This is a genomic window from Corynebacterium sp. MC3 (assembly GCF_900099485.1).
GTDB classification, from domain to species: Bacteria; Actinomycetota; Actinomycetes; order Mycobacteriales; family Mycobacteriaceae; genus Corynebacterium; species Corynebacterium pseudogenitalium.
The window spans coordinates 94253-108951 of sequence record NZ_LT622813.1; the positions used below are offsets into that span (position 1 = coordinate 94253).

10 protein-coding genes are annotated in these 14699 nt (G+C 62.4%); 1 reads left to right on the forward strand and 9 read right to left on the reverse strand.

The genetic code is table 11. The annotated features are described in order from the left end of the window. The first annotated feature begins 9 nt into the window (after positions 1 to 9). The gene (locus BQ4436_RS03815; protein ID WP_070975564.1) at positions 10 to 435 is read left to right on the forward strand and encodes a MarR family winged helix-turn-helix transcriptional regulator; all 426 of its coding nucleotides are present in this window, start codon (positions 10 to 12) and stop codon (positions 433 to 435) included. Between the two features lie 235 nt (positions 436 to 670). On the opposite strand, the gene BQ4436_RS03820 is transcribed toward BQ4436_RS03815, so the two are convergent. The 9 genes from BQ4436_RS03820 to BQ4436_RS03850 all read right to left on the reverse strand — a co-directional run bounded on the left by BQ4436_RS03820 (position 671) and on the right by BQ4436_RS03850 (position 14476). After that, positions 671 to 1516, reverse strand: a complete 846-nt coding sequence (locus tag BQ4436_RS03820; RefSeq protein WP_255366113.1) for a class C sortase — start codon at positions 1514 to 1516, stop codon at positions 671 to 673. Continuing rightward, positions 1513 to 2751: an LPXTG cell wall anchor domain-containing protein gene (locus BQ4436_RS03825; RefSeq protein WP_143000797.1), complete on the reverse strand. Its 1239-nt coding sequence runs from the start codon at positions 2749 to 2751 to the stop codon at positions 1513 to 1515. The genes BQ4436_RS03820 and BQ4436_RS03825 overlap by 4 nt, the downstream gene beginning before the upstream one ends. 11 nt (positions 2752 to 2762) lie before the next feature. Next, positions 2763 to 4286, reverse strand: coding sequence for a SpaH/EbpB family LPXTG-anchored major pilin (locus tag BQ4436_RS03830; protein WP_070975567.1), 1524 nt, complete (start codon positions 4284 to 4286; stop codon positions 2763 to 2765). Between the two features lie 5 nt (positions 4287 to 4291). Next, entirely contained in the window at positions 4292 to 10039 is a 5748-nt protein-coding gene (locus BQ4436_RS03835) for a CshA/CshB family fibrillar adhesin-related protein (protein ID WP_143000798.1), read from the reverse strand. Between the two features lie 595 nt (positions 10040 to 10634). Next, the gene (gene ppk2, locus BQ4436_RS03840) at positions 10635 to 11534 is read right to left on the reverse strand and encodes a polyphosphate kinase 2 (protein WP_070361875.1); all 900 of its coding nucleotides are present in this window, start codon (positions 11532 to 11534) and stop codon (positions 10635 to 10637) included. A gap of 138 nt (positions 11535 to 11672) precedes the next feature. Continuing rightward, positions 11673 to 11801, reverse strand: a complete 129-nt coding sequence (locus tag BQ4436_RS12470) for a hypothetical protein (protein ID WP_255366114.1) — start codon at positions 11799 to 11801, stop codon at positions 11673 to 11675. A 53-nt stretch (positions 11802 to 11854) separates the two neighbouring features. Further along, complete coding sequence (locus BQ4436_RS12180) at positions 11855 to 11995, reverse strand: hypothetical protein (protein WP_168156160.1); 141 nt, start codon at positions 11993 to 11995, stop codon at positions 11855 to 11857. 1621 nt (positions 11996 to 13616) lie between these two features. Further along, positions 13617 to 13811 (reverse strand): hypothetical protein, encoded by a 195-nt coding sequence (locus BQ4436_RS03845; protein ID WP_070361874.1) that lies wholly within the window; start codon positions 13809 to 13811, stop codon positions 13617 to 13619. Continuing rightward, a complete protein-coding gene (locus tag BQ4436_RS03850; protein WP_143000799.1) occupies positions 13808 to 14476 on the reverse strand; it encodes a single stranded DNA-binding domain-containing protein in 669 nt (222 codons plus the stop codon). Before BQ4436_RS03850 ends, BQ4436_RS03845 begins: the two co-directional genes overlap by 4 nt. Positions 14477 to 14699 lie beyond the last annotated feature (223 nt).

Sequence of the window (14699 nt, forward strand, 5' to 3'; positions counted from 1 at the left end):
CTGAGACTTATGGCCACGATTGAACTCCCAGAGGCGCTGACTACTTCGCCATCGTTCCAGATCGAGCGCGTGCGCAGGCACACCAAAGACGAGGTGGAGCACACCCTGGCGAAGCACGACTCCTCCATGCGCGAGTTCTGGGTGCTCAGCTGCGTATCCGAGCAAGCACGCTCCCAGTCGCAGCTCTCTGAGCTCCTCGCGATCGACGCCTCCGACATGGTCCGCCTCATCGACTGCCTGGAGAAGCACGCGTGGGTCAAACGCGAACGCGACCCGAAGGACCGCCGCCGCCAAATCGTGACCGCCACCAAGAAGGGCGGCAAGGCCCTGACCAAACTCGCGGAGGATGTGGCCGCCGCCGAGGAACGCGCCCTCGACGCCGCCAACCACAAGCAGCTCAAGAACCTGCGGAAGCTGTCGCAGGCGATTTTGTAGTTTTTGCCTGGCCTGCTCGGGGTCACCTTCGGACCGCAGTGCCAAAAGACGCACTCCCATTTGGGCTAGCCGTTCATACCCACAGGTTAGAAAAGTGCTAGATGTTTGAGATTGTCACATTTGGCATTCCCTCCACTTTCAAAGCACCACATTTCCGGTTTTCAGCAGACTCGCGCAGCGTTTCCCCAGGCCGCCAGCCCGTCGCCGCGGATCGTGGTGCCCAGCCAATTCCCAGCTAGCCCTCGGCAGCGTCCCGCCGACGCTTCCACCGCCTGTACAGAATCAGTAGCAACACCACCAGCACGATCAGTGCTACGAGGATCATCCACCAGCTGATGCCCAGGCCGGTGACGCGCGGTTCGGGGGCGTCGGGATCGAGTGGCACGCGAATAGCGTGGACGAGCAGCCTGTCGGTGTTGAGTCCGTAGGGGGTGCAGGTGATGAGCGTGAGGCGGTCTTCGCCTGGTTGGTAGCGTACGGCCTGGTACTGGTCCGGTTTCACGACTTCGCGGTCGACCATTTGGTAGCGCAGCCGCTGCCCCATCACGTCTATATAGATGTCTTGGCCTGCTTTGAGGGTTGGGAGGGCGTCGAACATGGCGGCGTTGACCATGCCGGTGTGGGCAGTGATGACGGCGTTGGTGCCGTCGCCGCCGACGGGAAGGGTGGAGCCGAACATGTGGCCTGCGCCGTCGTAGAGGACGTGGGGCGCGGTGGTGTGGTAGACGGGCAGATCGACGCCGATGTCGGGGATGCGGATGCGCGCCATGATGCCCCCGGAGCCTGGCAGGTTGAGTTGTGCCATGTAGTCGGGCATGTCGGGGTCGTTTGTGGCGGGTGGGCGAGCGTGTGTGCCTGTGGCGAGGAGGCGTTGGTTGTAGTCGCGGGCGCGAGCGAGTTGGGCGTCGCGTTCTTCGGCGCTGAGGTTGGTGGTGTGTTCGCTGTAGGCGTCGGCTTGGCGGCGGAGTTGTTCGTTGGTGGCGAGTGTGGCCACGATTGGGTAGAGCAGCAGGAGCGCGCCGAGGATCAGCCCGATGAGCGAGATGAGGTTCCCGGCGCGTTTGCGGTTGGGTTGGCTCACTGTTCGTTCTCGTCTTCTTTTCGACGCGCCAGCAACCATCCCGCAACGATCAAGGCGAGGGCGAGCAGTGCGAGCCAGATGACGTTGGCGCCTGTGTAGGCGAGGACTTGGTCGACGCGGCCGCGCGGCCCGTCCTGCGAGGGCTGCCCCTCAGTTGTTGGTGTTGGTGTCTTCGGCGAGGTCCCCTGCGGGCCCGCAGGAGACGGTCCAGCCGGGCCCGATGAGCCTGCTTGCTCTGGCAACCCTGGCAGCAGCGGTATCAGCGGCAACAGGCCAAGCAGGCCCCACAGCCAGCGGCGATCCCCCTTAGAGGAGCCTTGCTGCGCGGGTGCCTCGATGAGCACGTAGGCGTGGGTGGCCTCCACGGTGACGTGGTTGCGTTCGGGGTCCATGCCGTTGGTGGTCAGGGTGGCGTCGGCACCTGCGGTGCCTGCCGCGGTGGCGCGTGCGCGTTGCTCCAGCGTGACGGTGGTGCTGGCGTCAGTGGCGCGGGCGCGCGCGAGTTTGGCCAGGCCAGACTTGGTCAAGACTGCGCGCAGGCGGTTGCCCTCGCGGTGGAAGGTGACATCGCCCGGGCCGAGCGCCACCCCGTTGATGCGCACCGCGGGCTCCGCAGAGAACTCCAGGTTTCCGGCGAGCGTGAGGATGAGCTCGTAGTGGCTGATGGTGCCGTCGTCAGACGGGTTGGGCGCCACCCCGCGCACGGTAAAGGTGACGTCCTCATCGGGGTGGACGCGCTGGCGGTTGGCCTCAAGCACCACGCTCAAATGCTGGGCTTTCGGCTCCACGGTGCGTGCGGACCCCTCCGTCACGGGTACCACGAAGGGCGCGAAGAAGACGTGCGACGCCGCCTTCGCCTCACTGTCGCCCAGCGTGAACAGGTACGCGCCGGGTTGCAGGCCGTCGAGGGTGACGCGGCCGCCGCTGGTGCGCGCGGTGGCCACTTCGACGAACGCGTCGGGCTGCGTGCGCAGCAGTCGTGGCACGTCGAGGGAGGCCAGCGCCTCGCGCCCGGCCTGGGTGCTCATGTCGACCGTGGTGATGCGGGAGGCGGTGACGGTGCGCTCCCCGATGGTGTCCAGGCCGTCGACGCCTGCGGCGGCGCGTAGGTCCACCGTGACGCTGCCCGGTGACGCAGACACCGCAGCGGGCGGCCCGAAAACGGGCATGCCGACGCCGGCAACGCCGACCGTTACGGCCAGCGCCACCGCCATCGCAGTCCCTGGGTTGCTCACCGCTGTCCTACTTATGCCTTGCGGGAGCGCAGCTGGTAAACAGCGCCGCCGCCGAAGAGCACCACGCCGAGCGCCAGGATGATGAGCATGGTGCGCTCACCGGTTGCTGGCAGGCGGCCGAACAGGTTGTCCTTCACGTTGTTGACGCTGCCGGTGAGTGTCTTCGTGGCTTCGTCGTAGGTGAGTGGCTGTGGCTCTGGGTTGTTCAGGTAACCGGGCACGCCCTTGGTTTCTACTGCGCAGTAGTCGGCGAACGTGTTGTTCTTCTTGGTCAGGTTGAGGCCCTTGGCCTTCGCCAGGGCGGCACCGGCGTGCTCGCCGTCGGCGACGGTCTCGTCAGCCTTCAGCGTGGTTTCCGCCTTGCCGCCGATGACGACGCGTTGAGCGGCGGTGCCTTCCTCGACCTTCCAGGCGTCACCCTGCTTGGTGCAGGTAAAGATCTGGAACTGGGCGCCGGCTCCATTCTTTTCGCCGTCCTTTGCCTGCTTGTTCAGGAGTTTGGTCACCTCAACATTGGCGAAGTTCAGCGTCGTGGCGCCACCGTCCGGGTCATCGGTTGGGGTGGTGTTGTGCGGCTTGTCGTCGTTGGAGTAGTACACCTGCGCGGTGTTGTCGATCGTGCCGTTCGCGGGCAGGTCGACCAGCGTCGCGTCGAACTCGGTGCGCACGGTCAGGCCGGGGTGCGCGGCGCGCAGGTCGCGCAGCTTCTGCAGGCCTTTCTCGGTGAACGTCACGTCAATGGTGTTTCCGCCTGCGTCGGCCACGGTGTAGTGCGTGCCCGCAGCCAGCGTCTCCGGGGCCTTGTCGTTGGCGGACTTCAGCACCTGCACCTGCACGGGGTGCTCGGCCTGGCTCCACTTGAGGTTCGCCGACAGCGTATCGACGACCCTCAGCTGGTCACCTTCCGGGTTCGGGCCGAATGCTGGGATGGGGGCGTCGATACGGTAGCGGGCCTTGTCACCAAGGGTGGTGTTTTCGCTGATGAGCGACTTCTTCGGCTCGAGGATCTGGTTCTTCGGGCTGATGGTGCGCTCGTACTTCGCCTCGTCGTTCTCGAATACTGGGAGGGTGAGCAGGAACGGGGTTGCCACGGAGTGCTTCGCGCCTTCGGCGCGCAGCTCGGTGACGCGGAAGAGGCCCACGCCGAGGTCCGTGAACACGGCCTCGCCGTCAGCGTTCGTGGCGACTTCTTTCGCCGTGAAGTTCGGGTCCGCCTGCAGATCGGCAACCTTCTTCTCGCCGGCAGTGGCGACGTCTTCCCAGCCCTGCGCGGTGTTCAGCGGCGCGGTCTCGATGCGCTCCACCTTGAAGGTGACGTCCTTGATCGTCTTCATGCCGTCGAGGCTGCCGCCCTCACCGATCGGCTCGCCCTCGTACTTCTTGATCGTCAGCTTGGTGGCGTGGTTGACGTCGACCTGCGCCTGGGCGACGGCGGCTGGCATCGTCGCGACGATGGAAGCGCCCACCGGGCCGACAAACGCGACGGCCGCCGCGGTGGAAATTGCGAGTGCGGAACGGGAAATGATGTGTTTCATGGTGTCTAACTTTCTGTTGTTGGAGTTGTTAAGTTTGAAGTCTGTGTCAGGAAGCGTCGGGCGCTGAAACCGAAGATCAGCAGGCCAAGGAGCAGAATCCACACGAGTGTAGTGCTGCCGGTATCGGGCAACAACCAGCCGATGGTTGACGGCACCCGCAGCGCACCGTACGTGGATTCGGCGCTGACCATCCCGAGGGTGCCCGTAGCCGCCTGCAGCGTTGCGGTGCCGCGGTGACGGAACGTGCCCTCCGCAGGGATGTCCACCGTGATGGTGCACGTCGCGGTCTGGCCCGGAGCCAGCGCGGCGCGTGTTGCCTCACACGCGGCGGCGGGGATGGTGCCCTGCTCCCCGATGGCGTGCGGGCCCGCGGGGGTGTGCACCGTCATGCCTGCCAGGGCTGGGTCGCGAAGCACCATGTTGGACAGGTCGAACTGGCCGGTGTTGGTCAGCTGGTAGGTGATGTTCATGGTGGTGGCGTGATCAGGCAGCAAGGCGGTGTCCGCAACACTGGTCACGCTGGACAGCGGGGTGCCCGCGATCCGCTTGTTCAGGGCCACGCTGGCGAACTTGTTCAGCGCGGTCGCGGCCCAGGCGTCCCCGGCGCGACTGGTGTCAGTGGCATCGGGGGCGAGCACCTTGAATCCCACCGTTGGCGTACCCAGCTCGGTGAGGTAGCCCTCCCCCAGCTTGGCGCCCTGGGAGGTCAACGCGAACGTGTATGTGCCTTCCGCCTGTTGTTCCTCCACGGTGCACTCGCTGTTGACTGGCACCCCACGCAGCAGATGGGTCTGACCGCTTCGGAGTTGGAAGGGGTCGCGGGGGCCGTCGCCGCAGTTCGCGGTGAACGTATAGACGCCGTCAGTCTCCGGGGCGCCCGCGGCCCGCTTGGTGAAGGCAACGTCCACCGTGGCGCGCGGGTGGTGTGCTTGCACGCCGACGACCACCGCCGGGTCTACCGCGGCGGAGGCATCCGGCGCGTCCGCGGGAACGGCTACGGAGTACTCGTACTCCTTGGAACGCACGTCCTGCGGCGCGACCTCGTCGACCGTGGCCGCAGGGCCCTTGTATGCGCCGCGCTCCCAGGCGGCGAAGCCAAGGTAGGGGCGACGGTCACCAGCGGCAACCTCCACCTCACCGCGGGCGCTTAAGGCTCCTGCGGAATCCATGGTCAGGCTGCAGGAGGTACCCACAGGCACCTCGAAGGTGCGAAGCCCGGTGACCGGGACGGCATCCTCGCGCGGCAGCGGCCGCTCAGGCACGTCCGCCAGGCCGAACTGCACACGCGCGGTGGACAAGGTGGCGTCGCCGTCCTTGCACACCAGCTGGCCGGAGTAGCCTGTGGGGTCCGCGCCGTCGAGGTACCCGGTTTGGCGCATCGCCACCTGCAGGTTCGTGGAGCGGCGGCTCACCTCGTTTACCAGGTGCAGCTGTGCGCCGTTCGGCGTAACGTCCGCTTCGGCGCTGGGCTGCGCGGTGGTCACGCGCAGTTGCGCAGGCACGTTCTCCATCGCGATTTCGCGCAGGCTGCAGTGCGCGCCGACGGGCACCGCAGCGCCCGCGCTCCCGGCAGAGACGTAGCGCAGCCCGCCGTCCACCGCGGTGAAGTCAGCCGACGTCAGCTGCAGCGGGACGCCGGGGACGTCGGTCAGCTCGGTGCCAAGCGCCCGGCACTGCAGCGCGAAGCGCATCGTATTCGCCTCGCTGAGCAGCCGCATGTCCGCGGGTGCGCCCTCGATGTCCTTTCGCAGGGTCAGCGGCGCGGTCTGGTAGGCGTAGCGACTCGTCGCACGCACCGCGTTCTGCGCGGCGTCTTCCTCCACCACAAACGCAGGCGACAGCGCCACCTCATTCCCCTGCTCGAGCGCCTTGCCTGTCGCCAGCGTCGCGTCACCCCTGCTCACCGACCAGTCCACCGACTCCGGCACGACCGTGGCCTGCAGCGGGCCGTCCTGCGTATCCGCCTGCAGATGCAGCGGCGCGTACCCTCCGAGCTCCACGGTGCAGGCCGCGCCCACGGGCACGCCGTGAACGGTAACCGTGCCCTCCCCGCTCACGGTGGCGCTGCGCCGTAGCAGCTCGGCGTCGCCATCGCGGCACACCACCGTCACCGGGTGCGCTTGCAGTGCCGCGTCGAGCGTGTTGCCCGCGGCCTCGTACGCCGCACGCGCCTGGCCCGGCAATTCGACCTCCGTCCGCACCGTGGCATCAGTGACGTGGCGGGAGAAGGTGTTCACGAACTCCACCTTGTTGCCCGCTTTCGCCACGGTAAACGTGTTGCCCGCCTTGCCATCGACGGTGGTGGTGGCCGCCATGTGGATGCCCGGCTCCGGGGTCAGCGGGTTCTCGGCGACAGTACAGCTACTGCCAACCACCAGGTCATCCTGGGTAATCACCACGCCGTTGCGCACCATCGCCTGCAAGGAAGCGCCCGGGGTACCGTCCGGCAGCACACAGCGTAGCGACGCCGGATACTCCCTCTGCAGCCACGCCTCCTGCTTCGCGGGCGCGATGAGGTGCTTCGTCGCCGGATCGAACTGGACGTTCTTCACGCCGGTGATGGTGGCTCGCTGGTAGGCGAACTCGTCCTCCACCGCCAGGGTGGCGCGCTCCCCGACCGTGAACGCTACGCCCGGCGCCAGCTCGGTGGCCTGCTCGCCGCCCGGCGCGTAGTGGCCCACGGTGGTGTGCGTGATCGGGTATCGAACGCCCTGGCTGTTGGTGCGCTCAGTGTCCAGCAGGGTGCGTCGTTCCAGGGTGCACTGGGTGCCCGCCGGGATCTCGGCGGCGGTGAAGGAGCGCTGGGCGCCGTCGACAAGCTGGAAGGCTGCCTGGAACGTACCGCACGTCAATTGATAATCGACGCCCACCTTCGGGTACAGCGCCTGCTCCCCGGTGTAGCGCTGCGTGATGGTCAGCCCGTTGCCGGTCGGGGTGAACGTGTTGTTCACCGTAGCCGTGTTGGTCGGGGCGGTGATGGTCAGCGTCGCGTTGTCCACGTCGGTGTCCCAGTTCACGCCGCCGGGCAGCTGCGGGCGATCCTCAGTGAAGGTACAGGTGTTGCCGTAGGGGACGCGCATGGTGCCGCCGGGGCCGTCGTCGACACGCGGGTCCCCGACCTTCAGCGTGACCGGCGCGCCGGGGGCGACCGTTGCGGCGCCCTCGAGCTTGACCGCTGTGACCTGCCCATTGGCGACGACGTTTCGGCTACCGCACGCGAAGTTGAACGTGTAATTCCCCGGCAGACCGCGCACGCCGTTCGCGGTGACCGCCTTAGCGAGCTGCGCGGTGCCGTACTTGTAGTCGTAGGCACGGTTGATGGTGAACGCCTCTGCCTTGCCGTCACCGACGGTCAGCGTCTGCGGTTCCACGGACGTGTTCTGCAGCTCATAGGTCTGATTCGGTCCGTCTTCAGGTGCGGGCGTCGGCGTCTGTGGAGTGAGCGTACAGGTTGACCCCACCGGGATGTCCCGGATCAGGGCGTGCCCATCCTGCACGGTGAGGGTGCCTTCGCGCTTAGTGGCGTCGGGGGCCGTGCAGGTGTAGGCGGCGGCGAAGCCCTGCCGCGTCACGGCCGGGAGCGTCGCCGCGGGGCCAGTGAGCACCTGGTGTACCTCTACCTGTTCGGTGCGGTAGTCGTAGGTGCTGCGGATCTCCACGGGAACGGTCGGCTGCGTGCCATCTGCTGGCAGTCGGAGCGTCAACCCGTCCTGCTGCTGGGTCGCACCGGTGGCGTCCCTGCTGGTCAGTGTGAGGTACTTCTGCTGCTCAGCCGTGAGCCCTTCGACGGGGCGCAGCACGCAGTCCTGCCCGCGTGGCACGTTGTCCAGGGTTGCCGGGGCGTCGCCACGCACGGTCACCCGGCGCGCGGGCGCGTTCGTGGCTGGGCAGCTGAGCTCAAACGCGAACGCTTGGTTCTGCAGCGCAGGCGTCGCCGCCGGGCCCTGCACCAGGTGGCGCAGCTGCAGCGTCGCTGTCCGCGCGGTGTACTGGTTGTCCGCCTCAACAGGCAGCTTGTCAGCCAGCGTCACCTTCTTCTCGACGCCCCCTTGATTCGGCACACCGTGCTGCACACCATCCCACTGCAGGTCTAGGTCAGCGCCAGACACCACAGGAGGCGCGGTTTCCTTCAGGGTGCACGTGGCGCCGGCTGGCAGGCCGTCGACAAGCTGGGGGCTGCCGGGTGTGACCTCTCGGGACCCGCTGAGCTTCACGTCCGGGTACGCGGCCTGGAACCCTGCCGGGGCCGCGCACGCGTAGGCGATGGTGAACTTCTTGCCGGCGAGCTCCGCGTAGTTGCTCGCCGTGCCGGTGACGCGCTTGTTCAGCTCCAGCGATGCCGGTGCGAAACGGGACTTCCAGTGCACGTTGCAGTTAATTTCGCGGTTCTGCTTGTTCGTGAACTGCACCTCCGCGCTGCCCTCGGCGCGGTTCTCCTTAAACCAGATGCCCAGGCTCTCCGCCTCCGCCCGGCTTAGCGGCGCACCGTCGTGGGTCAGGCGCGTCGGCGCGTCCCCGGCCTTGGCACCGGGCTCGTAGATGAAGGTATCCGTATCACCGTCGGCGGAAATCGCGCTGCAGGTCCACTCCGGCGAGTAGCGCAGGAACGCCAGCTCCTTGCCACTCATCGTCGACTGCAACCCGACCGTATCTTCGGGCACGCCGTCCGCGTTCAGGCGGCGCAGCACCGGCGTGGTGCTCGAACCACCGACGGGCTCAATCCAGTTGCGATGCTGCCCGTCCTGGGTGAAAATCCTGGTCACCGGCTTGTCCGCAGCGCCGGTGAATGCCTGCTGCGCCACCGTGTCCGCGGTGCCCAGCTCCTTGCCGGTCTGAGTAGAGATGCGGTTCAGCGCAATCGCCATCGCGAACGCCTGGTTGCCGCGCGGGTCCGGGTTTCTCGCGTTGCCACCCGAGTTCGACGCAATGCCGATCTCAAACTCCGTCGGCGAATCCAACCCCACCAGGAAGGTGCCGTAGGTGCCGCCGGCATCGTTATCGCAAATGAAGTCGCGCTTCTTGCCGCCCATGTTGGCCCACTGCCACTGATTCCTCTCGACGCCCGCCCCGAACGTCTTACGGCACGCCTCGTAACTGCCCTTCGGCGTCAGCTTAATTGGCGGGTTCACCGTGCCCGTGCCGCCCGAGTTCGAGATGTCCACACTGATCATCTCGCCACCAAGCACACTGCCTGTGGACTCGGCGTCCGCGACCATCATGCGAAACGACGGCAGCGGCTGCCCACGGTACGTAAACTTCACGTCCCGAAACGACAACCTCACGAAGCGGTTCCTCTCCGTCTGGAAGATGTCATTCGCGGTAGCGCCCGCCTCCGCCACGAAGAATGACTGGCCCGCAATCTGGTTACCGAACGCCGCACGGTTCCACGGCGGCTGCTGCCCCGCCGACAAGCTCCCCTTGTTCGACCCGGCCCCCGTATCCGAGGCCTCCACCGTAACGGTGTACGTCAGGGTGTAATCCCCGAAGTGCTTCGTCACATTGTGCGTCCCCGGCTTCGCGATATCCGACGCATCAATCCAGCACATCTGGTTCGCCCACTTCTTGGCGTCCCCATCGGCTTTACGGAAGGAGCAGTCCCCAATGTTGACGCGACTGTTGGCGTCAGCTGCACTCGCGGTACTTTGGCCTCCGAGCACCGTCACCAGCGCGAGCAGCATGAACACGATTACTGCCGCTGTGGCTCGTCGCAGCCGAGGCGGTTCGCCAAGTACTGGCCAACCCGCTGTTGTCATTAAACCGCCCTTTTGCTGCGGCCGATTGGCTGCCCAGCTGTTTGTAATGGATGTTGATGGATCTTCTTGGATGAAAAACAACGCAATCATATCCCCCCACGGGCGGGACAGCAACACTTACAGGGCCTTAAGAAAGCGCAGGTCAACGAGGTAGACAATTGATCCTGCAGCAGCCGAAAGGCAGCTGTGTGTTGGCTGTGCACCAAGATCGTCGCCTTCCGGGGTTCGAGCCCACGCTTCCCGAGGTCGCGCTCCGCCCACGACGGAATTTGGTGCCAGGACAACGCGCTCACACACATCTGATGCGACTCACCAATACGCCCTTCAACCACCGACCTGCGCCTTTCGGGCATGAGCCCCAACCCCGACAATCCGTCCTCCCCCTTGTTTTCCTAGCAACGTGGCTTTGCCTACCAGACGGCCTACTCGGGGCTCGAGTCCCTGACTTGCAGCACCCCCATCTGCAAATCTGTTCACAAAATCCCGACTCCGCGCGAGACGACTACCCCTTCCCCGAAGACTGTCGGCTCACAACAGAAAAGCAGCAACGGAAAGTCCTCCCTTTCCGTTGCTGCCTCCCAGATAGGCCTACTCCCTAGTCCCCGATCTGATCACGCCCACGCTTCACAATCAGCGGATCCGGCGTCCCCACCACATCATGATCCTTGTTGGTGTATTCGAACTTGCTCAGGATGTAGCGCATCGCGTTGAGGCGGGCGCGCTTCTTGTCGTTCGACTTGATGGTGATCCACGGCGATTCGTCAGTGTCCGTGTAGCGGAACTGCTCTTCCTTGGCGTTGGTGTAGTCGTCCCACTTGTCCAGGGATGCGAGGTCCATCGGCGACAGTTTCCATTGGCGCACCGGGTCTACTTGGCGGATGGCGAAGCGGGTGCGCTGCTCTTTCTGGGTGACGGAGAACCAGAACTTGGTCAGCGAGATGCCGGAGCCAAGGATCATGTTCTCAAGCATCGGCACTTCACGGAGGAATTCGGCGTGTTGGGATTCGGTGCAGAAGCCCATGACGCGTTCGACGCCGGAGCGGTTGTACCACGAGCGGTCGAAGAACACGATTTCGCCTGCTGCCGGGAAGTGTTGGATGTAGCGCTGGAAGTACCAGGAGGTGGATTCGCGCGGGCTCGGCTTTTCCAGGGCGACGGTGCGCGCACCACGCGGGTTGAGGTGCTCGTTGAAGCGTTTGATGGTGCCGCCTTTACCCGCTGCGTCACGACCCTCAAAAATAATGATGTGGCGCTGACCAGTGTCTTTAGTCCAGTTCTGCCACTTCAGCAGCTCAATCTGGAGGGCACGCTTTTGTTCTTCGTACTCGCTCCGGCTGAGGCGTTCTTCGTAGGGGTAGTTTTCGCGCCAGGTTTCGATTGGTGTCCCGTCCGGCATGAGCAGCGCCGGGTCGTCTTCATCGGTGTCGTCGACGATCCAGCCTTCTACGGCGGCGAGGTCGATCATTGGGAGTTCGTCATCCTTGTGGTCAGCCATGTATCAAGTTTAACCCCATTGCCCCCGGATCGGCGCTGATTGTTGGTTTTTATTTATCGACGCCACCCCCGTTTTCCCACGCATTCCCAAAAGGGAAAACCCCGCCACATTTTGTGGCGGGGGTTGTATCAGGGGGTCTTAGGAAACCAGACCGATCAGCTTCACGATGGCGTCTGCGCCTTCGCCGAGCTGCTTCAGAATGGTCAGAAGTGCGCCTGCTACGTGTGCGTCAGACGAGAGGAACGCCCAGTTCTCGAGTGCCTGCATGAGTTTACTCCTTTGAGTTTAAAATCAGTGGGATGTTGAGAGTTAAGCCGTGATTATTTCGGCAGGGCAGTTGCTTTGTCGCCCAGCTTGCCGAAGTTGATAAACAGGTCCGGAATGAGGCGGAACAACTTGACGATATTGCTGGAGAAGGTGCTGAAGTCCTTCAACGCGTCGGTGATGACTGCGAGATCCATACTTACCCCTTACAGGTCTTGACATTGTGGGCGGGTGCCCGTGTGTCTACATTTCTTAAGGTTGCACACCGTGATGGTGTGTCTTAGCCGTTAATTTTGCACGTATTTTTAACTCACGTCAAGGCTTCGTGAATGATTCACCTCACATTAGGGGCACCCGGCGCGTGTACCTTACATACATGACGTGACAGCAAACGTTCAGGCGAGTTTCCCCAGCGCATCACCACAAAATATAAAATACCACTTAAGCTGCTGAAATGCGTTCATACAGGTGACCGCAAACTATTCTTCCACCGTTTCTTTGAACTTCCTGTGTAAAAGCGACATTCGAACCATTGTTGCACGGCCCCCTATTTCTGATAGTTCGCTGAGCACGGATCGTTACGGCTTTCGCTTCCACCCCACCGCCACGACGATCTCTCACCCCAGCTAAAAAGCGTTCGGCATTAGCGAACGTTCGGCAATACCGAACACCCCAAGCCATGTTGACTGGCATGCACGCTTTAGCCCAGATTTTTCGCCCGGCCGCAGATGTTAATCACTGTCGTCGATACAACCGTTCCTCGTGTTGGTTCGGTCTCGACAAACCTTTTCAATCGTGTAAAATCCGATACATAGTTTCCCCGTTCTCCTCGGAGGCGGGTTTTCTTTTTGCCTAGTTTCGCATGTGGAACTCTATCACGCTGTTATTAGTGGGTCACGTCTATGGCTCATGGCGGCAAAAGAGGATATGTTGGAGTGACGACGGGCCGGTTACCGGAGCGTTGTCGCCTGGAGGCGCCTAGGCTCCAGAGCTTTTTAAGACCTCAGAGAATCCGTTTTTAGAGCTAATGCCTAAGGATGACGTCTTTTCGTGAGATTGATGTCTCCTCACGCCTCAGTCCGAAGGCCAGCCAAAGCCCTGTCACGCAAACGTACCCCCGTTGCAACTACATAGATTTCTAAATAGTTTTTTGGGCACGGTTACTGAAGCGTCGCAGCACGGCAACACTGGAACCGTTTCGCCTGCCGAGGAACACACGCAGGTTGCCTGGTCGTATCACGGAAAACTCGTCTCCGAAGTCGTTGACGCTTGCGAGGTAGAACGATTTTCCGCGACCGAGAAACGCTTCAGGACGCAACGCTGGCGCTGGTTCGCGTCGCCAGAGACAAGGCAACCGCACGGGCCTCGACGAAGTCATCGAGCATTTAGGGTTTTCCCGGTCCGAGCTAGAGGCCGAACTTCACAGCAACAAAGCATAGCTATACAGCGCAAGTCACCCCGCGCATAAGCCCGCCTCATTGACGACGCCATCTACGACCTAGAAACCTCCAGCGCGGAGATACACAAATTGGGGTCACCTGTTAAACAAAGTGGTTGAGATCCTAAGGCCTTCATCCGCGAGTCCGCGATCGACAAACACCGCGAAGAAATGACCACACCCGAAGTCTGCGACTGGGTAGCACACTTTACCGGCCGGCACCCAGCAGCAACATCGTTAAGGAACTGGATTACTGACAGACGCAACGGCTACATCCGAGCTGCCCGGAGGGTGTTATCGGCAAAAACAGCGCGACGTTTCGTGGGGTACCCGCCATCCCCGCGGTGGCTACTTCCTCACTACGTTGTTGTTCGAAAATGCTACGCGCGCTTCTTCAGAAAATACGATTTCCAAAACCTATTTTTCGAACGATCCTCAGGGTAGCGACGTGCCATGAATTCATCTGTGCGGTGACGTGAAGTTTCGGCAGCTTCCAAAAGGGCAGCAACAATTTCAGGGTCGACTGACGAAATGTGCGCTTTGTCTTTACGTCGCTGCGGATAGCGTGTCGTCATTTGAGTTTCTCCTTCCCCTCATCTTCGTCATCGTAGTGCAAAATGAGCACCGGCAGGAGCATCGCAAAAATACAAATGAATCCAACGGAATATGGGATTATCCCAAGTGAACGAAGAGTTGTGTTTGTTCCACTCCTATTTCGTTCCGGTTCGGCAAAAGCGAGACCCCCACCTGGCGTAAGGTTTCCTGGACTACTCGACTCCTTGCGCAGTTGAGCCTCAAGAGCATTGGCGTAATCTTCAGCTGCCTGTGCGATTTCCTTTTCTTCTTCGGCGATTTTGCGCGAAGTCAAAACGCTCCTAATGAGACTCGGTGACTGCAATCGCATGAGGGCGTTGTTGGTAAGAGAGTTGTCAATTGCCCATTGCAGCTGTTTGTAGTACTCGGTGCGATCATCTGACTCTTTTTTCTGCTCAATAGTCTTGAACCCAGATATCAACGCTATAGCTGCAACTATTGGGGTCAAGCTAGGAAAAACATATTTGCATACCCTTGACAAATAAAACGGCCATGATAGGTCTGAACACCAAATATAGTATCCAGCAATTACACCGATTAATAGGAGAAATCCACAAACTAGGAGCTTGACCTTAAGCCGCTGAGAAGGCAACCGCTCTTCAGTACTTTTGGACAAAAATTTCCTATGTTGATTGAGATCGCCCATGTGCCACCCCCAGTATTAGCACTAGCACTATTACTTATTACTCCAAATAAGCAACACGTCAGGCGTAGTCGACGTGTGTTCCCCTTTGTACATTTTCCGTTTTGCGAGCACCCAGACACCACTACTTGCAGCTGGCCGAGGCAAAGCATTCGGTTCGTCCAAGACGTGGGAGTCGGCTCCCAAAACAGCGTAGTTGGTATCTGCAGTTTTTGGCTCTAGTTGT